The following is a 19844-nucleotide window of genomic DNA, read 5'->3' as shown; positions in this document are numbered from 1 at the left end:
ATTCTGCTCCTCCTTTTTTGGCACTTAAAATAGTATATCTTATATCATAATTCAGTGCGATTTAATATAATTAGGTAAAATAAAGGAGGACGTAACTGGATATGGAGTACATAATTACCATTGAGGATCAGACGCTTATTACGGCTGCCGAAGATATAATTACCAGACGTTATGAATGGGGGCGTCATCATGTGGGTGCAGCGCTTCGTACTAAAACAGGAGAGATTTTTACAGCGGTACATGTGGAAGCCAGCATGGGGAGGATTACAGTCTGTGCAGAAGCGATGGTGATTGGCAAAGCGATATCCGAAGGTTATAAGGAATTTGATACGATTGTTGCGGTAAGGCATTCTGATCCAGACAGCGAGGAAAAAGAGATTAAAGTAGTCTCTCCCTGCGGCATGTGCCGAGAGTTAATTGCGGATTACGGAATAGACTGCAAGATAATTGTATCGGAGGATGACCGATTAGCTAAATATGAAATCACTGAGCTATTGCCTTTAAGGTACACGAGATAAGAAAAAAAGTAATGAGGAGCCGCTGAGCTCCTTTTTTTGTTGAGCCGTGAAATTATTCAGCAGTTCCTTATATCGTCCCAACTTATTTTACAACTTCATGTCCATTCGCTGAGTTCATGTCACTATTGTCCCCATACTATAACTTAAAAAGATTTAAAAGGATGGTGAGAATAGATGGAGCAGCGGATTATTCGTCAGATGGTTGATTCAGCATCAAGGTTCGTGGGCGATGTGCAGTGGCAGATGGCTTTTCGCAGATTACAAATGGCTCCGGCGGATTCGGGACTGTCGTCCTCGGCTCAGCTATTGCTGAATACCCTCTATTACTTGCAGGGAAAGGGTGTGATAAGCGGCCAACATGATTATTTGGAAAGTGCAGACGAGCTCATGGAGAAGCTTAAAAATACCAGTGGGCAATATGCTGCGCTTCATGGCTACGAGCTGGGCGCAATCAATAATCAGTCCCAGGCTCTAATTGACAATCAGCGGAATTGGGTCGTCAACAGTGCGATACGCTGGTCTAGGGCCGGCGGGATCGTAACGATGTGTTATCACGCTGCATTACCGGGGACAGCGCCAACTTGGGGGAATGTAAATACGAGCCTAAGCAATGCTGATTTTGATAAATATATAACCTCAGGTACCACCCAGTATAATGCGCTGTTAGCTGATCTGGATAAGATAGCCCAGTCGCTGAAAAAGCTTAATGACGCAGGGATTCCTGTACTTTGGCGGCCGTATCATGAAATGAATGGTGGATGGTTTTGGTGGGGGCAAAAGAGCAATTACGCTGCATTGTGGAACCTTATGTTCGATCGTTTTACCAATTATCATAAGCTGCATAATTTATTGTGGGTTTGGAGTCCAAATGCAAAAAATCAGTGGTGTGATGAGCCGGCAGAATACTATCCGGGCAGTGATAAGGTAGATGTGCTGGCGCTCGACATTTATGACGCGGATTTCAAGATTAGCCATTATGATAATTTATGGGATCTGGGTCGTGGCAAGCTGATTGCGATTGGTGAGAATGGAGAGCTTCCGTCTGCTGAACTGTTGTCCAAAACGCAGCCCAAATGGTCTTATCAGCTGACCTGGGGGAAACTCCTCTATGAGAAGAATACCGATGCTGTGATAAAAGCTTTTATGAACGACAAAATGGTATTCACACGAGAGGAGTATGCTGCTGAGGCCGCCGCTTTCGCTGCTATCGGGGATAGTGTGCTGGAGAGTGGACTCTGTGGGCAATACTACAATAACATGACGCTTAGCGGCACACCTGCACTTTTGCGTACGGATGCCAATATTAACTTTTCATGGAGACAAGGTTCGCCTGATCCTGCCATTCGTGTAGATGCGTTTTCTGTGCGGTGGAGTGGGAAGCTGACGGCTGCTTTTAGCGAGATTTATACGATTTATTCCTACTCTGATGATGGGATACGGGTATGGATTGATGGCGGGCTAGTCATTGATAGTTGGGTAAATCAGAGCGGCCAGGAACGAAAAGGAAGCATAAGTCTGATAGCAGGTAAGCCGTATGAAATAAAGGTGGAGTATTATGAGAATGCGGGCGACGCCCGGGTTGTTTTGCAGTGGGAGAGTCCTAGCCAGATCAAGGGGGTTATCCCAGCGGGGGCATTTTATCTTCCTTAAAAAAGAGTACTTCAAGTGTACAAGCGCAAGCAAAAAGCCCCGGTTTTCCGGGGCCTTTTTACGTATGAGCGTCTTAAATTTGTTCGCGGTAGCTAATGTTGTTGGCGATCTTCTCGTCACGAACGGCTTTGCGCAGAACATCTTTGACGGTTTGGGCATCATGGATTTTTCGAAAAAGAAGCTGAGGCGCTGAGGCATCATCAGAAAATACAGTTAATGACCCAATGCCAAGCATCCGGTCCATGATAGACTGTTTTACGGATAAATCGCGTACGCGCAGCAATTCGATTTCTTCAACATTTTTACCGATAAGTCCGGTCTTTAACATAATGCGCTGACTTGTAATGGTATATGAAGTTGTGTTAAGAGCTATAATTCCTTTAAGTCGATCTGAGATGCCGGCAGGTTTGCCTTTCCAGAGCACAACTTCTTGATTGACATGATTATCTTCTGCTGGTCGATGGGCGGTCACTGGAGCGGTACCGTTAAGGCTGGTTCCACATTCTCCACAAAATTTAGCGCCCTGCTTGTATTCCGCTCCGCAGGTGGTGCAATAAGGCATAAATACCCTCCTTTTCTGATCACAATTAAAATAATTATAACATAACAGTCATTTTACATATATTTCATTTGCGCTTTACACAAACCGACATTATCCTGTTAAGTGGAGGGATAAATAATGAAAAAAGCTTTACTAATAGGAATGCTGATGATGACTGTCATCCTTAGCGCCTGCAGCAATAATTCAACTTCATCGGCACCTGCCACGGAAGAAGAAGTGCAGGAGACTGTGCAAAACTTCTACAATGAAATGTCTAAACTTGAAGAGTCGGGAAAATCTTCTTTAGAGGAGTTCAACGAAGCCATTGCTGGTTATTCAGCAGGAGAACTCACGGACAAGCAGTTGGAGAAGAAAATTAAGCAATTTCAGAGTACCGCAACTGATTTATCGAATCAAGCCGAGAAAGTAAAAATTTCCTCCAGCTTGCCTGAAGACATTCGTAAGTTGCTTGAAGAGTCTAAAATTTCCTTTGAAAGTGCTTATTCTTTAAAAAAAGAGGCTTCTCAGGGCGCAGATTCCGCAAATGTTACGGCTGAGCAATTTAATGAATTGAATCAAAAAGCTGATATAGCGATGTTGTTCGGTATCTCCAAGCTTAATGAGGCAAGAGAAGCAACTGGACTTATAGATTCCGAAGGTGAAGCTACCTCAGTATCTGGAGATGTTGTTCAAGAATAAATCAAATCAGGCGCTGCACAGTTTATCTGTCAGCGTCTTTTTGCTGCGCTTACATGGATATACATTGATATACATCTTTTGGATAAAAAGCGCTCCTTCAAAAAGGTATCTTTTTCCTGATTATTGATTAATATGCGAAGATGCGGATATAATACAAACATACGTTCGTGTTCAGAAGAATAGATATATTATAAGGGAGGGGTTACCATGGGCAAAAAGCTGGAAAAAAACGGGCTGTGGGAAAGCAGCCGCATGATGCTGCCGGAGCATAAGACAAGAATTATAAGAGATGAACGGGAGACGCTGCGCCGCATCAAGCCTATTCTGGATGAGCAAAAGCTGGAGGAGATCGAATGTACACTGGCTTTGTCGTTGCGGAGTCATGTACGAGTGACAGTTGTTCTGTTTGATCCTTTTGAAAATACGATGTTAAGTGGCTTTGTGACTTCCATTCACACCCACTCGCGTGAGTTTAAGCTGCAGTGGGCGGAGGAATGGAAGTGGATCGATGTGGATGATATTGTCGAGGTCTACATCGTTTAATGCTGAGAACCGTTGCCTTCGCTTTTCTCATAAGCGATTAAGGTAACGGTAGGGTTACCGGTCAGATGTGCAATGGAAGCTTCAGCATTCCGAATAATTTCCAGTGCTTCTTCCTGTTCACTAAGGGCTGCAACTTTATAGCTATCGCTATGAATATCCATATGTCTCCCACCTTTCGTTAAATATGTTGTCCTTTTTTGTGGAAATCATCCTAAGGGGACAGGGGTACAGGCAAATAGGACAGCGGCATCATTGAATATACCAAAGGGGTGATTCTATGCTGACTTTGGAGCAATTGAGGGAAAAATCCGCGGCGCGTCTGGTCGGGCTTCATCCTGTCTTGGCGGCAGGTGCGAATGTTTTGATTCAGCAAAGCCATGCGAGAGGAGTCCCTATCGTTATTACTCAGGGTCTACGGACCATCGCTGAGCAAAATGCTTTGTATGCGCAGGGTAGAAGCAAACCGGGGCCGATAGTTACCAACGCTAAAGGCGGTACCAGCTATCATAATTATGGCCTTGCGTTTGATTTTGCGATTTTGCTGCCGAATGGCACTAGCCTTTCTTGGGACATCAAACGTGATGGTGATAAAGATAAGACTGCGGATTGGCAAGAGGTTGTACAGGAGGCTAAGCGGCTTGGATTAGAATGGGGCGGGGACTGGACTTCTTTTAAAGACTATTCACATCTGCAGATGACTTTCGGTTTAACTATAGATCAACTTCGGGCAGGTAAACGTCCAACGACGGACCAAGCCAAAGAGGCTTTAAAAAAGATTACCGGAGGGGATGATCAGGTGAACAAAGACGTTACAGTGACCATTAACCTAAACGGCCGCAAGCTTACCGATGGCGTTCTCGATACCGGAATAACCTATGTGCCCATACGTGCGCTGGCTGAGGCACTTGGAGCAAAGGTTACTTATGATGCTGTGACCAAGACAGTTAATGTAGTAAAAGAGTAAAATCATCATGCATAGACAGTGCCGTCCAAGGGGAAATTATCAGTGATAACTAACCTTAAAGGGAGGCATAACACTGTGAACAAGCTGATAACAAGCCTTGCATGCGGTACTGTACTGTCAATGAGTCTAATGGGAGCTAGCTATGCATCAAATGCCGTTGGATCAGCAGCATTGGGCGGTATCCCAGCCGCGAATACCGGAATGGATGGCACTGCGGAACACACTCGGATGATGAATACGGAAGGCAATCTAATGAATGGCACCACGGGAACAATGAATCAGCATGAGAGCATTATGAAAGATAAGATCCGCATCGATGATAATTACAGACCTAACAACTACAACACCAATAACTACAATGACACCCGCAATAACTACAGAACCAACAGCACTGTTAACCCGGCAACCAACACTACACAGACCGGCAAATACCGTGCAACTAGTACAACAACGAATGCTGCGACTAACAAAGGATCTAACTGGGGCTGGCTCGGTCTGCTTGGACTTTTGGGTCTTGCCGGAATGAGAAGCAGAAGTGACGAGCGTAGATAATCCCCGTCTATAATAACCCGTGTCGGTTTAGGCTGAACGGGTTATTTTTATTGTAAATAAATTTTTTTCGAAAAAGGATTGCGCGTTATCGATATTCATGATATTATATTTCTTGTCGCGTTATATGTGAACAACGTATGAAGCTTCAACACATAATATGCCGGGGTGGCGGAACAGGCAGACGCACAGGACTTAAAATCCTGCGGTACGTGAGTACCGTACGGGTTCGACCCCCGTCCTCGGCATCACAGTGAAAACCTTGAGAAATCAAGGTTTTTTTGTTTTTTATTGGTTTCGGAAAAAATTCCTTAACAAAGGATGATAATATTGGACAAATTTAGTCAATCGATAGCAAATTATACAAGGATAAGGTGTGATGCGGATGACTGATTTTACAATGATTAAAAAGCTGTTTCATATTACGAAACGAAACGGGTTTAGTCATGATGAGATACAAACCATTAAAAATAATTTCGGTGAATTGCCCCAGGTGTTTATAGATTATTATTTGGAACTCGGTAAAGACGAGCGGCTGAATCATACGCAAGATAGTTTGATCAAGCCCGAGCAATTCCAATACTTCAAGCATAGCGAATATTTAATTTTTTATTGCGAGAATCAGCGTGCCTGTGTCTGGGGAATCCATAGGAACGATTTATCCAGGTCCAATCCCCCTGTCTATATGAGTTGCGATGAAAAGGTATGGAAAATGGAATTTGAAGCATTGACCGATTTTTTTCATGCGATGGCCTATTTGCAAACCGTATTCGCTCTTGAATACGGCTGTGAATCGTTTTATTCCATTGAACAAACCGACTTGGATTTTATTCGTGAAAATTTTAAAAACAAAGATATTTCCTTTCGGCATTGGATTGGCATCGAATTTTATGGGAATTACGATGACAGCATAATAACGGTGATGAATAATGACGATAGTTTTAATTTGATTTTTGCTTCAAGCGACAAAGAACATTTTGATGAAATGGATCGGGTTCTCTCAAAACTAGGAGTAGTAATTTGAAATTTTCTGTTTCAAGAAGTCAACAAAATAGGGACTTCAGAATGTCATCAATAAGTTAAATAGCTTGGAATAGCCTTACAGAAGAAGTGTGAAAAATAGAGTTAAATCCAGTGGGGCAAGCATCTGTTGTACTGTTTGGAATTGAGGATGAACGAAAAGCTAATTAGATTCGGGCAGGATGGCTCAATAAATTCGCGAATACTCTACATATGGAATTATTTACGAAGTTCGTAAATATGGCATTATCTGAAAGAGCGGCCCCAAAAAACTTTTAAAGTAATTCATTCGCAACATTTTGTTGCCTTATGCAAAAGATTATTTAGTGGAATTTCTTTTATACAACTCGAACATGTTTGTGAAAAAATACGAACGAGAAATTTAAATGAATAGGGGTTAATAAATGATAAAGATTCGAAATATGACAGAAAATGAATTTGAAAAATTTAAAGAGTGGTCTGTTAATGACTATGCAAAAGATTTAATCAAATCTAAAATGAGTAGCGATAAAGATGCTTATAAATGTGCTGAAAAAGAATTCAATGAACTACTTCCGATGGGTTTATCAACAAAAAATAATTATTTATATGTAATGATAAATCATAGTTTAGAAAAAATTGGTTTTATTTGGTATGAAAAAGAGAATACATCAGGATTCATTTGTGATTTTTTGGTTAAGCAAAATTACAGAAATAAGGGATATGGATTTGAAACTATGAAATTGATAGAGCAGGATGCCAAAGATAAAGGAATTAGAAAACTCAGACTTAGTGTATTTAATTTCAATGAACCAGCCTACAATCTATATAAAAAACTAAAATATAAAGAAGTTGAGAACAATGATGGAAATGCGATAATGGAAAAAATACTTGATAACTAATATATGGGGAATTTCAAATGCCCCTTGTGTACTGAATCAGTAAATGATCATTAAGCTAATGGGAAACGTTAATTTAATAAAAACATGTAAGCAGCCGCTCAAACAACCGGCTGCTTTTTCATTTAAGCTAACGGGCAGTTATGCGTAACTTTTAGGGAATGTAAACATCTAAATAACGTAAGGAACGAGGAGGCAGACAATTCATGGGAGGAACGAATGTATGGGATGCGGAGTGGGAGGTTAACGAAGAGCAGGCGCGGACGCTGATCGGCAGACAATTCCCTCAGCTGTCATCGAAGCAAGTGAAGCGACTGGGCTGGGGCTGGGACAATACGGTTTTTCTCATCGGTGACGAGTACGTGTTCCGGTTTCCAAGAAGAACGATTGCAGTTGGCTCGATTCGTATGGAAGGGAAGCTGCTGCCAAAGCTGGAGGCATATATAACCATCCCCTATCCGAAACCGTTGTTTTATGGCGAAGCAAGTGACGAATACCCGGCACCATTTCTTGGCTATGCCTACGTGCTAGGAGATTTCCCAATCGGTTTGACGGAAGAACGCCGGGCTTTATCGGCAGAGACGCTGGCGAAATTTTTGCGGAGATTGCATGAGTTTCCGGTGCAGGCGGCGCTGAAGTGCGGAGTTCAGCAAGATCATCGAAACTTGACGGACATAGCATCGCGCAAAGTGAAATTGGAGGGCTTTCTATCGAAGGTGGTTGAACACTTGTCGCCGGAGGAGTCCGGTGTGATCGAAGCGTATATTAGCAGGCTGCAAAAGGACCGTGTCGAGGCGGTGAATGCACTGCTACATGGCGATCTTCATTTCAAAAATATGCTTGTGAATGAGAACGGGATCGTTTCCGGCATCATTGATTGGGGCGATCTGAGCGTAGGCCATCCGGCTTGCGATTTGAGCGTTGCTTATAGCTTTTTACCACCTTACGCTCGCGGCGTGTTTTTCGAAACGTACGGAGGAGCGGACGAGGAAACGAAGCTGCTGGCGCGGCTAATCGCGGTATACATCCCCATACTGATCTTAATGCAAGCGGTCGATGACGGGAATGAAGCAATTGCGGCAGAGGCGAAATCCAACATCATGCGGGCATTGTCGGATTAGGCTCATTATTTCGTTGCGGCTATGGGGCTATGGCTATCGGCACCATTTTGTCGTTTAAAGGCCGCGATAAGGTACGATCCGCCTTCTCTGATACCGCTTTATGTTGAGGAACACGAAATCCAACAGAGTAAGTCGTTGCGCTAACGGGAAACGTTAGCTCAATATAGACATAAGACACCCAACCGATACGATTGTAAAAATATGCCTCATCAGTGATTATACTGGTGGGGTTTTGCGTTTCTCTGTAACCAAAGATATTTTAACATGTATCAAGTAATTGATAGATTACATTTAGGATTTTATTAGATATGCAAATTAATGAGAGCAAAGTAAGTAAAGCAATTACACCAAATAGATATTAACCAGGTCAGGCACTAACCCCAAAAAAAAAATAAAAGCCCTTGCACAGATTTTAATTTCTGTTGCAAGGGATCAAAACTCTGGTTATAGTATAAGTGGTATTTTTATCTTTATAATACAAGGTTTTGTTAAATAATCGCAGGGGACGAACTGGGGACAGACTCTAGGTCAACCAGTAGAAACCAGTCCAAATGAGAACAATATAAGAACGGGTTGAGTCCTTGATATGACTAGGTTATTGAGTTTAGTTCCATATCATATCAATAAAAACCCATGTCTTAAAATCCTGCGGTACGTGAGTACCGTACGGGTTCGACCCCCGTCCTCGGCATCATAGTGAAAACCTTGAGAAATCAAGGTTTTTTTGTTTTTCTTGAGTAAAGCTTCCATCAAAAGCTAAGGTTCTGTATATCTGGGAATCACATTCAAACACACAGGACTCAGGGTGATAACACTCCTTTTCAGTGCTTGTCTAATCACAAGCTCTGGAGGGGAGTTTTTAGCATGGAAGTTTTCATGAACCGCCGTATATCAAACGGTACGCACAGTGGTATGAGAGATCCGAGCCCATTGATTACTGTCGAATAACATCTTAATTTGTTGTATTATTGATTAATCTAGTTTTCAAGAACCAAGGAGGGTTAAAGTTTGCTTACACTGAGAAGAGCCGAGCCGCGTCAAAGTAAAAAGCTCAGTCTCACATCGCTGCTTACGGGCTTGGTCACGCTGGTGGTTCTACTAACCTCAAGCATTCTTCTGATTGGCTCTTACGAGTCTAAAAAACAATCATTGATGGAGACTACACTCCATCTGAATTACTACAACGCTGACCGAATGACCAAAACAATGGATTCCTTATTTCAGTCCATGCGCAGCAGTTTGGAATACAGTGCTGAAACACTCTCCGATGACGAAACCTTAACACCCAAGCAAGTGGATGATAATTTGGAACTGATGCGCAATAGTAGCAATTACTTCAATTCTATCGCCGTGCTCGATGCTGACGGGCTGATCCGCAATGTAGTACCGGCTAGTTTGGGGTCAGTAGGAAACCATATTACTTCTAAGGTCGGTTTGGAAGCTCTGGCGTTAAAAAAACCTTACATATCCTCCCCCTACATGACCCAAACCACCAAGAGACTAATCGTTTTTATGAGTCAGCCGATTTTTAGCAAGAATGGTACATATCGCGGTATTTTGAGCGGCACATTTTATCTGCAGGAGAACAATATTTTGTCTATGATTTTTGGCGATAATAACGTGGACGATTCTGGCTCCTATTATTATATTGTGGATTCAAGCGGGCATCTGTTGTACCACCCGGATAAGCAGCTCATTGGGGAGGATGTTAGCAATAACAAGGTTGTGCAGAAACTCATGAATGGGGAGAGTGGGGAACAGCAAGTGCGTAACACCCGTGACGTTGAAATGCTTGCCGGATACTCCAGCGTTCCAGCCAACGGATGGGGAATTGTGGTCGTTTCGCCGATTAGTGTCATCCATCATCAACTGATGGGGCACCTTCGGACCATTCTCTGGTATTCGTTGTTTCCGTTCATTATACTCCTGATGGGCGTCATTCTCGTAGCACGCAAGCTGGCCCGGCCTTTTGTGTACCTGGCAAATCTGGTGAGCAGGATGGGCAAGGAGAAGATTGAATTGCCAGAAGCGAAGCCGCAATGGAGCCGAGAGGCAGATCTGCTGACCAAGGCTGTGTTGCTTGCCGTGACGGATATTCAGAAGCAGACGGATCAACTGACCCAAGAGGCTACGACGGATGCTCTGACCGGTTTAATGAACCGAAGATCCTTAGAGTATACGATGAGTCAGTGGATTGACTCAGGACAACCATTTTCGCTCATTGTGCTGGATGTAGACAAATTCAAACTCGTGAACGACACCTACGGCCATCTCATCGGCGACGAAGTGCTGAAACATGTAGCCAATGTTATAGTTACCTCGTTTCGTCCAGACGATGTTTGCCACCGCTACGGCGGTGAAGAGTTCATCATCTTGCTAGCCCACACTAGACTCGAGGAAGCCTTCACCATAGCTGAAAGAGTCCGGCGGGCAATGGAACAAAGCAGGGGGCCAATCCCGACACAGGTTACGATCTCTCTAGGAATCGCCCATTATCCTATTCATGCATTGGAGCGGGAGGGGCTGCTGGAGAAGGCGGATCAAGCGTTATACCTGGCCAAGAGCAGGGGAAGAAACCGGACGATGGTCGCTGATGTTTGAAACAATGGCTCGAAATATGCGGTACTTGCCACGTCCCCGGCATCATAGTGAAAACCTTAGAAATACAGAATTTGCGTAGAAGTATATAAGTCTCCTTTACTGTATCTGATTAAACAGTAAAGGAGACTTTTTAATGGTTATACGTTTAACAAAAGTTAAAGGCAGCACTATCAACAATGGAAGAGCATTAAACAGTTTATCAATTAGAAGAAAGCGAATAACCTCAATGAACATACAATCTTTGATTACACCATGCACGTCAATGCTTTGTGAACATTTCCCTGATTCAACAGAATCATATGAGCAGTTAGAAGAATCCGCCTTAGTAGGTGGGTTTTGAGGAGTTATCCGTCAACCACACTCATCTGCGCATATTCAATTGTGCTGAAAGTACTCGCCTGAGCCCCATATGCGGTGCTGGAATTCGGTTTAGTAAGATATTGTTTTCCACCTTGCGGTAAATTATTTGCACAACCCACATCCGCACCAGTGTTGATATTCGTGAAACCGGCAGTGACGCTCCGAAATTTGAGGGTTCAAATAAGTAGACAAACCCAACATATATTTCGCGGCTAGGGATGAAAATCATAAGTTTGGAGTTTAGTTAACTGTTCTTTGCGCACATTTTCTTTCAATTAAGGTACATCGCATCGGCCACTAGACGCTCCAGTACTGCCTTCGAGGCAGTGGCTTCCTTTGCGCCCGATGCTCTAACGACCAACTGTACCGGCTTGCCAGAGCGGAGATGTTTGTCTGCCTGGCAAAGCTTCGTGTCATCATTATGTTCTTCGATATGCGCGGTGAAGCGCAGTTCCTTGACCTTCTCTTTACTGTTTCACCTGGACATTCGTCCGGTATCCGCCTTGAACGCCGCCGCTTTTCCTTGCCTTTCGCCATCAGGCTGCACGGCGGCAGGCTACTCATCGGCAAGGTGCACACCAAATATGCTCCTTTGCGAACGGGCCATTGCCAGCGCCTCCTCTCTGGAGGCGACCCCGAGCTTCTCGCCCCTAAGTCCGGTCAACACCACCTCCAATGCTCTTATCTGTTCATTGATTTATATTGTCACAAAACTGAGGCCTCTCTTGAAAAAAATGATAAAGCTATCATATATGGAACATGATTTTGGTTCAATTATCTACTTGTAAGTAATGCACATTGATGTTGGTCCCATAGTCTTTGGCAATTATAAAATCATGTATTCCCTTTAATGGATCTAACTGGATATAAACGTTCACAAAGTATTCCTTGGAAGGGATAAACTGTTTGTGTAAGTATTCACAATTATTCCACCTTGCAGTATTATAATATAAGTTGATCGCAATAACCAAAATTTAACTATACAGGGGGAAACAAGCTTGAAAAAAATTAGTTATTTATTTGTAGTCTTTGCAATGCTGTTTCAATTGATTCCACCGCTATCAGCTTCGGCAGCGGTAACTACATACAAAGGGGGAGTATTGGATGGTCTTCCTATGAATGTGGGAGTCAGTGTAGGTAGTGCTTCCTATACTGTCTCAGAATTAACAGATAACAATGCCGCTACAGTTAAAAACATGGGTACAAGTATTGCTTGGTATACTTTCTCTGCACCACAAGATATTGAAGCAGTTATTATAAATAACGTGTCGAGCAGCTATAGTTCAAAGATAGAATTCTACGATAACAATAATACTAAAATCGGTGAGTACATTCCTGTTACGAATGATGGAGTAGAAACACTTTCGAATCCCATAACAGGTGTGTATACGGTTGTGCTTAAATCAACGTCTGCTACCAACTTATATGTACGTGAATTCAACGTATACACAACTCCAACAGCTGTACCTAATGTCCCGACAATTAGTTTTTCTGCAGGATGGGACAAAGTAACTGAAATTAATTGGACTTCGACCGGAGCGAAAGCGTACAACGTCAAACGCTCTACATCAGCTACTGGACCATTCGCTACTATTGCTACCGATGTAAAGGGAACAAGCTACAGCGATACTACAGTTGCAAATGGTACAACATATTATTATGTCGTCGCCTCTAGTAATGAAGCAGGTGAAAGTGTTAACTCCACTGTATCGGCTGCCGTACAACCCAATGCAACGAAATATACCGGAGGATTATTAGATAAATTGCCAATCAATGTAGGCGCATCGGTAGGCACGACAGCTTATACAGTGCGAGAATTAACAGATAACAATGCCGCTACAGTTAAAAACATGGGTACAAACATTGCTTGGTATACGTTCTCTACACCACAAGATATTGAAGCAGTTATTATAAATAACGCGTCGAGCAGCTATAGTTCAAAGATAGAATTCTACGATAACAATAATACTAAAATCGGTGAGTACACTCCTGTTACGAATGATGGAGTAGAAACACTCTCGAGTCCTGTAACAGGTGTATATGCGGTTGTGCTTAAATCAACGTCTGCTGCCAACTTATATGTACGTGAATTCAACCTATTCTCAAATCCAACGGCTGCACCTTATGCACCGACAATTAGTTTTTCTGCAGGATGGGATAAATTAACTGAAATTGTTTGGACTTCGACTGGAGCAAAATGGTATAACGTCAAACGGTCTACATCAGCTACTGGACCATTCGCAACAATCGCTACCGATGTAAAGGGAACAAGCTACAGCGATTCCACGGTTACAAATGGAACAACATATTACTATGTCGTCACTAGTAACAATGAAGCAGGTGAAAGCGGAAATTCAAATGTGATGAGTGCGCAACCCAATGCAACGAAATATACCGGAGGATTATTAGATAGATTGCCAATCAATGTAGGCGCATCGGTAGGCACGACAGCTAATACAGTGCGAGAATTAACAGATAACAATGCAGCTACATTAAAAAATATGGGTACAAACATTGCTTGGTATACGTTCTCTGCACCACTGGATATTGAAGCGGTTATTATAAATAACGCGTCGAGTAGTTATAAATCACTCGTACAATTCTACGACAAAAATAATATCAAAATCGGTGAATACACTCCTGCTGCGAATGATGTAATTGAAACACTTCCGAGTCGTTTAACAGGTGTGTATACCGTTGTAATCAAATCAACGACTACTGCCAACTTGTATGTACGTGAATTCAACGTTTTCGGAGAGGCAAGCCCAATTCCGCATCTTACTGCGACTGCTGGGAATGCTAAAGTTACTTTGAATTGGGATGCTGCCGTGGCTAATGCTACAGGTTACATTGTAAAACGAAGTGACACAGCGGGTGGTCCTTACATTGATATCCAAACCGTTACAGGCACTACTTACACCTACTTGGATAGTAATGTTATAAATGGTGAAACCTACTATTATACTGTTATAGGGAAAATAGGTACAGGCGAAAGCGGCCTCTCCAATGAGGTTTCTGCTACACCTAATTTTGAAATGAAAGTACCGACGAATCTCACTGCGGTAGGTGGAAACAAACAGGTAACGTTAAAGTGGGAAGCTGTAAATGGTGCTACTGGATACATTGTGAAACGTGGAACAGCAGCAGGAGGGCCGTATTCTTTGAAATTAGTTACTGTTCCTTCAACCACACTAACCTATTTGGATACCAATGTAGTGAACGAAACAACCTATTATTATGTAGTGACTGCTTTGTACGGACAAACGGAGAGTGCCAATTCAAATGAAGCTTCCGCTAAGCCTAACGTGGGTGATGTGGGTGAAGACAATGGTGACAGAGCTCTCCTGTTCATTATGCTTAATACCGGAGAGCAGAAAGAATATGATGTGTCCATCGCAGTAGTTAATGCTTTCGTGGAATGGTATGAGAATCGTGGTAAAGGCGTGGGTCCTGTAACCTTTGCAATCGACAAACAGTCCAATAACAAAGGTCCTTTTAAAAGTCGTAAAGACTATATTATTTACGATAAAATCATTACTTTTGAAGTAAATGAATATACATCAGTGCCAACACCACCATCCTCAAAAGAATAACAATCATAAGTAGTAATAAGTAGTAATAAGTGAAAGTGGGTGTCCCAAAAGCCATGCAAATGGTGGCTGGGACACCCTTTGTTTCATAGTAGGGTTGAAGTTGTTGATTTGACAGACGCTCCGCGAACGGACTGTTGCTCCAATCGCTGATATGAACGAGACTATCAAACGCAATTGTAGCTTCTTCGTTTTCCCCTCCGTCTGCAGTGAGTACACTACGAACTGTGCACGTGCATCTTCACCTCTAAGGTTAGGCACATAGCGATTGCATGGATTCTCTATTGCGGTTTTTCTCCTTGTCTTCTAACTCAGCTTCTCAATCCTTCTTATCTATTGGGTTTGGTGATCTCTAACCCTACAAACATTTACCCTCCGGCATTTAGCTTATGGCTTATCCTTGTCTTCTGGTTTCTTCGATTTCTCAAATATACCTGAATAAATTAATAGTTGACAGCATTTTTGAAAGCGGTTATATTTATCTCGTAAACAATACGTTATATAACGTTATATCAAAGGAGAGAATCAAATGAATACAAATCAGGTTGTTCAAAGTATCCGTGAAAAAGTGGCAGAGGGGATTTCAGAGGTATATTTTGTAGCTTGTGGGGGTTCACTGGTTGATATGTATCCCGCGAAATATTTTTTGGATAGTGAAGCGAAGAAACTGGTAGCAGGGCTCTATACGGCGAATGAGTTTGTTCATGCATTGCCTAAACGTCTGGGCACACAATCGGTAGTAATCGTTTGTTCCCATGGCGGAAATACACCGGAATCGGTAGCTGCGGCGCAAGTAGCCAAACAGCATGGAGCGCACACCATTGGCCTAACCCATAACAAGGAAGCTGCGCTGCTGAATTACTCTGATTATTCTTTCTTGTATGAATGGGGAGATGATAGCAATGTGAAAAATAACCCGATGGCTATCATTCTGGATCTCGCTACTCAATTGTTAGATGCGGCTGAAGGGTATGCGCATGTTGAAGCTTTTCAAAAAGGATTGGAAGCCATCGATGGCATTATTAACCAGGGTAAAAAGCAGGTCGCTCCACGTGCCCGTGTGTTTGCCAACAAATACCGTAATGAGGAGCTTTATTATATCTTGACGAGTGGAGCTTCGTACGGACATGCTTATGGATTTGCAATCTGTTCTTTGATGGAAATGCAATGGCTGCATGCTGCGGCGATTCACTCCGGTGAATTCTTCCATGGTCCTTTTGAAGTGACGGATAAAGAAACCCCATTCATCCTAATGATTAATGAAGGGCGCACCCGTGAGCTGGATGAACGGGCACGGACTTTCCTGAATCAGTATGCAGAGAAAGTCGAAGTGATTGATGCTAAAGAGCTGGGAATTGGTACAATTGCTGATGAAGTTGTGGAATTCTTTAATCCGGTATTATTCTACAGTATCATTTGTGTCTATCGCGAGGCTCTTGCCGAGGTGAGAAATCATCCGCTAGAAACCCGCCGTTATATGGGGAAAGTAGCCTACTAATCGGGAGGATAAACCATGAAAGTTCTAGGTATTGGCGATAATGTGGTAGACAAGTATGTTCATCAGCGTACGATGTATCCCGGCGGCAATGCGCTCAACTTTAGTGTTTTCGCCAAAGGTGAAGGAGCTGACGCGGCTTTCCTCGGTGTTTTCGGCGATGATGACGAGGCACGTCTTGTGGAAAATACGCTGCAGCAGCTGGAAATCGATATCTCACATTGCAGACATCATAGCGGAGAGAATGGATGTGCACGGGTAACCTTAGAGAATGGGGAACGAGTATTTCTGGGCAGCAACGAAGGCGGGGTTACCAGACTGAATCTAATAGCGTTGAGTGAAGCCGACAGAGAATATATCCGCGGGTTTGATATCATCCATACAGGGCTTTATAGTCACACCGGACATTTGCTTGCGGAGCTGAATGCACTGGGAATTCCCCTCTCTTTTGATTTCTCCGATGACTTCGAGGATGCGCAGGTAGAACGGTATATTGGCAATGCAGATTTTGCTTTCTTTTCCTGCAGCCATATGACAGATGAAGAGACGCAGAATTTTATTGAGACTAAACGCAGAAGAGAAGGCCAAGTATTGGTGGCAACACGCGGGGGAGACAGATCCATTGCCTATGATGGAGCAAGCTTTTATTATCAGACCCCTGAGCTTATTGAGGCTGTTGATACGATGGGAGCAGGCGACTCTTATATTACTGCCTTTTTAATGAGTATGATTAAGGATGGTGATATTCAAGCTGCTATGCGGGAAGGCTCCAGATTAGCTGCCAAGAGCTGTATGGTGGAAGGTTCCTTTGGATTCGGGGCTTCTTATTAACAACGGATGTGTACTTATCTTTGCTTGTGAAAAAGAGGATCGTTTGTTACTCTAACAATAGAGTAATATAACGTTATATAACAAGTGAGGGTAAATCATGTTAAATTCAGAGCAGGCAGAGCCATTATATATTCAATTGAAAAAAGCGGTCCAATCCGCCATTGCGAACGGTACCTTTAATTCAGGAGATAAAATTCCTACTGAAATTGAGCTTAGTGAAACATATAATGTCAGCCGAATTACTGTTAGGAAAGCTATAGAGGAATTGGTGAATGAGGGATATCTGACGAAACGCCAGGGCAAGGGCACTTTTGTCAACGCACAAAAGATCGGCCGCAAGATTGAGCATGTCATCAGTTTTACGGCGGCCTGCAAAGCCAATGGTGTTTCATCACACAGCGTCGTTACGGAGAGAACTAAACTTAAAGCCGATCAGGAAACCGCGGAGCGGCTGCAAATACAGCAGGGTGAACCGGTGTTATATATTCAACGTAAAAGATATGCTGGCGAAAGACCCCTAATGCTGGAAAATAACTATTATCCGTATGACCGTTTTTCTTTCTTAATGGATGAAAAGCTTGAAGGATCGGTATATGAGCTGCTGCGGAAACGTTATCATATTTATCCCAATCAGCCGGGAGAAACGGTGTTGCAAATCACCTTGGCTGATGAACAGCAAGCAAAATTACTGGAGATTCCCATTGGTGATCCTTTGTTCTATATGAACACTATTATTTATGATCAGGACAGTCAGCCGGTTCATGTAGGCAAGCAGTACATTATCGGTGACCGTTATCAATTTACTTTATAATTCATTCTGCTTCTTGCGGTAAGCGGGAAGCAGAAGCTTCGATATAACGTTATAAGTCGTATTATTAATCGGCAGAAAGGCGTTGAAATCATGGAAGCAGTTAAACATGGTTTTGCAGATCGGGTACTGTTGTCTAATGCAGTATTTACAGGAATAGAAGATGGCGCTTCACCGGCATTTATTGCCCTGCAAGGGGAGCGAATCGTCGCGGTTGGAATCCCGGCAGAAGCAGAGGAATGGATAGGACCGGCAACATTTGTTCATCATCTGAAGGATGCGTTCATTATGCCTGGTATACATGATAACCATGTTTTTTTTACCGGTTACATGTCCATGCACCGTGGAGTGGATCTGACGAATGTCGCTACAATTCAAGAGGCTTTAGAGTTGCTTAAACAAGAAGCAGAAAAAATACCCTCAAAGCAAAATGTATACGCTTACGGGTGGAGTGAAGGTTGTTGGGGCGAGCTTCCGGGGCAAAGCTTATTAGACGAAGCTTTTACTGAAAGGGCTGTAATCGCCATTAATCTGACGAAAAGCTATTGTTGGATGAACAAGCTTGCTCAGGATAAGTATCAGTTTCTCCCTGACCAATGCAGCGCGGAATCACGCGCCCTCCTCCTTTATGACATGATGCAGGATCAGGAATTAGTCAGACAAGAGTTTTTGGACTTTGCCCGAGTGCTTGCTAAACGGGGTGTCACTTCGATAAAAGATATAGGCTTTGACAGGCATAGCGGTTTGCTGCCGGTCCTTGAAGAGCTGGAAGCAGCGAGAGAGCTGCCGTTGCGGGTCCATTTTGCGCTTGAACCTGTATTGCAGCCGCTTGATATTTCCACGGGTTTGCAGTACAAAGAGCGTTATCAAGGAGAATTTCTTCGGTTTCAGGGATATAAGCTGATGTTGGATGGTGTGGTAGCTGATCATACGGGAGATATGCTGGAGCCTTATGCGGATATGCCAGGTGTTACAAACTTGCAGTCAGTTGACTACGAAGGGTTAGAAGAGGCATTTCGGGCAGCAGACAGCCATGGAATCAAATGCTGTCTAACGGCTGAGGGGGATGCAGCAATTCGTAAGTCAGTAGACATGATCGAAGATTGCAATCGTAACCGGGGAGCACAGCGGATTAGGCATTCAATCAGCGATTTGGAATATCCACATCCCGAAGACATTCAGAGGATGGGGGAGAACGGGATTTTTGCCGAGGTATATGCCCAGATCTTGCTCTTAAATCCTTCTTATGAGGATGCTTATATGGCTGCTGTGGCCGGAAAAGAGAATGAAAGCCGGTTTTATAATTACAAGTCCATGCTTGAGGCCAATGTACCGATTACGATAGGTACAGATTTGCCGCTTTTCCTCACCAGTGTTCCTGATTCGCTGTATGCGGCTTCTTTTCGGTTGTTCCCTGATGGATCCCCTCCGGGAGGCTGGAATTCCGAGCAGGGGATGCCGGCATCAGAAGTCCTAAAGGCCTGGACGATTAACGGGGCCAGACATTGCGGTATGGAAAGTACAGGAACCTTGGAAGTTGGAAAAGCTGCTGATATCGCTGTATTTGACCGTAATCTTCTGGATACAGCTGCAACCGAGATTAGAGATGCACGTGTGATTTTGACAATTACCGCCGGTCAAATCACCTATGATGCTGCCAGGAACGAGGGGTAGAA

At 43.3% G+C, this 19844-nt stretch carries 17 protein-coding genes, 1 tRNA gene and 1 pseudogene; 16 read left to right on the top strand and 3 right to left on the bottom strand.

The window, feature by feature from the left end; translation table 11 throughout:
- The first annotated feature begins 101 nt into the window (after window positions 1-101).
- Entirely contained in the window at window positions 102-518 is a 417-nt protein-coding gene (locus tag NSS82_RS24750) for a cytidine deaminase (RefSeq protein ID WP_038572821.1), read from the top strand.
- Window positions 519-692: 174 nt separating this feature from the next.
- Window positions 693-2168 carry a glycosyl hydrolase gene (locus NSS82_RS24745; RefSeq protein ID WP_038572819.1) on the top strand — a complete coding sequence of 492 codons (1476 nt, stop codon included), beginning with the start codon at window positions 693-695 and terminating at the stop codon, window positions 2166-2168.
- A gap of 73 nt (window positions 2169-2241) precedes the next feature.
- Here NSS82_RS24745 and NSS82_RS24740 read toward each other — a convergent pair whose 3' ends face one another.
- Window positions 2242-2730 carry a PH domain-containing protein gene (locus NSS82_RS24740; protein ID WP_036683346.1) on the bottom strand — a complete coding sequence of 163 codons (489 nt, stop codon included), beginning with the start codon at window positions 2728-2730 and terminating at the stop codon, window positions 2242-2244.
- A gap of 117 nt (window positions 2731-2847) precedes the next feature.
- Here NSS82_RS24740 and NSS82_RS24735 point away from each other — a divergent pair, with 117 nt between their 5' ends.
- Window positions 2848-3408, top strand: coding sequence for a hypothetical protein (locus tag NSS82_RS24735; protein ID WP_076272240.1), 561 nt, complete (start codon window positions 2848-2850; stop codon window positions 3406-3408).
- A gap of 207 nt (window positions 3409-3615) precedes the next feature.
- Window positions 3616-3951, top strand: coding sequence for a YolD-like family protein (locus NSS82_RS24730; protein ID WP_076272239.1), 336 nt, complete (start codon window positions 3616-3618; stop codon window positions 3949-3951).
- On the opposite strand, the gene NSS82_RS24725 is transcribed toward NSS82_RS24730, so the two are convergent.
- Window positions 3948-4112, bottom strand: coding sequence for a hypothetical protein (locus NSS82_RS24725; RefSeq protein WP_169744799.1), 165 nt, complete (start codon window positions 4110-4112; stop codon window positions 3948-3950). The two genes, NSS82_RS24730 and NSS82_RS24725, sit on opposite strands and share 4 nt — an antisense overlap.
- Window positions 4113-4228: 116 nt before the next feature.
- Between NSS82_RS24725 and NSS82_RS24720 the strand changes: the two genes are divergently transcribed.
- The 7 genes from NSS82_RS24720 (at window position 4229) to NSS82_RS24690 (ending at window position 11084) form a co-directional block, all read left to right on the top strand.
- Window positions 4229-4915: a M15 family metallopeptidase gene (locus tag NSS82_RS24720; protein ID WP_076272238.1), complete on the top strand. Its 687-nt coding sequence runs from the start codon at window positions 4229-4231 to the stop codon at window positions 4913-4915.
- 75 nt (window positions 4916-4990) lie between these two features.
- A complete protein-coding gene (locus NSS82_RS24715; RefSeq protein ID WP_052097266.1) occupies window positions 4991-5467 on the top strand; it encodes a WGxxGxxG-CTERM domain-containing protein in 477 nt (158 codons plus the stop codon).
- A 159-nt stretch (window positions 5468-5626) separates the two neighbouring features.
- Window positions 5627-5712, top strand: a tRNA-Leu gene (locus NSS82_RS24710).
- Window positions 5713-5849: 137 nt separating this feature from the next.
- Entirely contained in the window at window positions 5850-6488 is a 639-nt protein-coding gene (locus NSS82_RS24705) for a hypothetical protein (protein WP_076272244.1), read from the top strand.
- A 418-nt stretch (window positions 6489-6906) separates the two neighbouring features.
- Entirely contained in the window at window positions 6907-7365 is a 459-nt protein-coding gene (locus NSS82_RS24700; RefSeq protein WP_339203594.1) for a GNAT family N-acetyltransferase, read from the top strand.
- A 203-nt stretch (window positions 7366-7568) separates the two neighbouring features.
- Entirely contained in the window at window positions 7569-8483 is a 915-nt protein-coding gene (locus NSS82_RS24695) for a phosphotransferase (RefSeq protein WP_038572780.1), read from the top strand.
- A gap of 1008 nt (window positions 8484-9491) precedes the next feature.
- Complete coding sequence (locus NSS82_RS24690; protein WP_076272237.1) at window positions 9492-11084, top strand: sensor domain-containing diguanylate cyclase; 1593 nt, start codon at window positions 9492-9494, stop codon at window positions 11082-11084.
- A gap of 649 nt (window positions 11085-11733) precedes the next feature.
- On the opposite strand, the pseudogene NSS82_RS32730 reads toward NSS82_RS24690, so the two are convergent.
- A pseudogene (locus NSS82_RS32730) lies at window positions 11734-12141 on the bottom strand (translation initiation factor IF-3); the annotation flags it as partial.
- 301 nt (window positions 12142-12442) lie between these two features.
- Between NSS82_RS32730 and NSS82_RS24680 the strand changes: the two are divergent.
- The 5 genes from NSS82_RS24680 (at window position 12443) to NSS82_RS24660 (ending at window position 19842) form a co-directional block, all read left to right on the top strand.
- Window positions 12443-15037 (top strand): fibronectin type III domain-containing protein, encoded by a 2595-nt coding sequence (locus NSS82_RS24680; protein WP_076272236.1) that lies wholly within the window; start codon window positions 12443-12445, stop codon window positions 15035-15037.
- A gap of 526 nt (window positions 15038-15563) precedes the next feature.
- Window positions 15564-16532, top strand: a complete 969-nt coding sequence (locus tag NSS82_RS24675; RefSeq protein WP_038572772.1) for an SIS domain-containing protein — start codon at window positions 15564-15566, stop codon at window positions 16530-16532.
- 15 nt (window positions 16533-16547) lie between these two features.
- Window positions 16548-17360 carry a fructoselysine 6-kinase gene (locus tag NSS82_RS24670; RefSeq protein ID WP_076272235.1) on the top strand — a complete coding sequence of 271 codons (813 nt, stop codon included), beginning with the start codon at window positions 16548-16550 and terminating at the stop codon, window positions 17358-17360.
- A gap of 97 nt (window positions 17361-17457) precedes the next feature.
- Window positions 17458-18171, top strand: coding sequence for a GntR family transcriptional regulator (locus NSS82_RS24665; RefSeq protein ID WP_076272234.1), 714 nt, complete (start codon window positions 17458-17460; stop codon window positions 18169-18171).
- Between the two features lie 90 nt (window positions 18172-18261).
- Entirely contained in the window at window positions 18262-19842 is a 1581-nt protein-coding gene (locus NSS82_RS24660) for an amidohydrolase (protein ID WP_076272233.1), read from the top strand.
- Window positions 19843-19844: the final 2 nt, after the last annotated feature.

The organism is Paenibacillus sp. FSL H7-0735, assembly GCF_038008505.1.
Classification (GTDB): Bacteria; Bacillota; Bacilli; order Paenibacillales; family Paenibacillaceae; genus Paenibacillus_AQ; species Paenibacillus_AQ odorifer.
The sequence above is the reverse complement of the archived record's forward strand: the minus strand, read 5'-3'. Positions and strand labels throughout refer to the sequence as shown.

Bases quoted from the DNA above. Each gene is read 5' to 3' on its own strand.
- NSS82_RS24750 (WP_038572821.1), top strand. From the start codon at position 102: ATGGAGTACATAATTACCATTGAGGATCAGACGCTTATTACGGCTGCC.
- NSS82_RS24745 (WP_038572819.1), top strand. From the start codon at position 693: ATGGAGCAGCGGATTATTCGTCAGATGGTTGATTCAGCATCAAGGTTC.
- NSS82_RS24740 (WP_036683346.1), bottom strand. From the start codon at position 2,730: ATGCCTTATTGCACCACCTGCGGAGCGGAATACAAGCAGGGCGCTAAA.
- NSS82_RS24735 (WP_076272240.1), top strand. From the start codon at position 2,848: ATGAAAAAAGCTTTACTAATAGGAATGCTGATGATGACTGTCATCCTT.
- NSS82_RS24730 (WP_076272239.1), top strand. From the start codon at position 3,616: ATGGGCAAAAAGCTGGAAAAAAACGGGCTGTGGGAAAGCAGCCGCATG.
- NSS82_RS24725 (WP_169744799.1), bottom strand. From the start codon at position 4,112: ATGGATATTCATAGCGATAGCTATAAAGTTGCAGCCCTTAGTGAACAG.
- NSS82_RS24720 (WP_076272238.1), top strand. From the start codon at position 4,229: ATGCTGACTTTGGAGCAATTGAGGGAAAAATCCGCGGCGCGTCTGGTC.
- NSS82_RS24705 (WP_076272244.1), top strand. From the start codon at position 5,850: ATGACTGATTTTACAATGATTAAAAAGCTGTTTCATATTACGAAACGA.
- NSS82_RS24700 (WP_339203594.1), top strand. From the start codon at position 6,907: ATGACAGAAAATGAATTTGAAAAATTTAAAGAGTGGTCTGTTAATGAC.
- NSS82_RS24695 (WP_038572780.1), top strand. From the start codon at position 7,569: ATGGGAGGAACGAATGTATGGGATGCGGAGTGGGAGGTTAACGAAGAG.
- NSS82_RS24675 (WP_038572772.1), top strand. From the start codon at position 15,564: ATGAATACAAATCAGGTTGTTCAAAGTATCCGTGAAAAAGTGGCAGAG.
- NSS82_RS24670 (WP_076272235.1), top strand. From the start codon at position 16,548: ATGAAAGTTCTAGGTATTGGCGATAATGTGGTAGACAAGTATGTTCAT.
- NSS82_RS24665 (WP_076272234.1), top strand. From the start codon at position 17,458: ATGTTAAATTCAGAGCAGGCAGAGCCATTATATATTCAATTGAAAAAA.
- NSS82_RS24660 (WP_076272233.1), top strand. From the start codon at position 18,262: ATGGAAGCAGTTAAACATGGTTTTGCAGATCGGGTACTGTTGTCTAAT.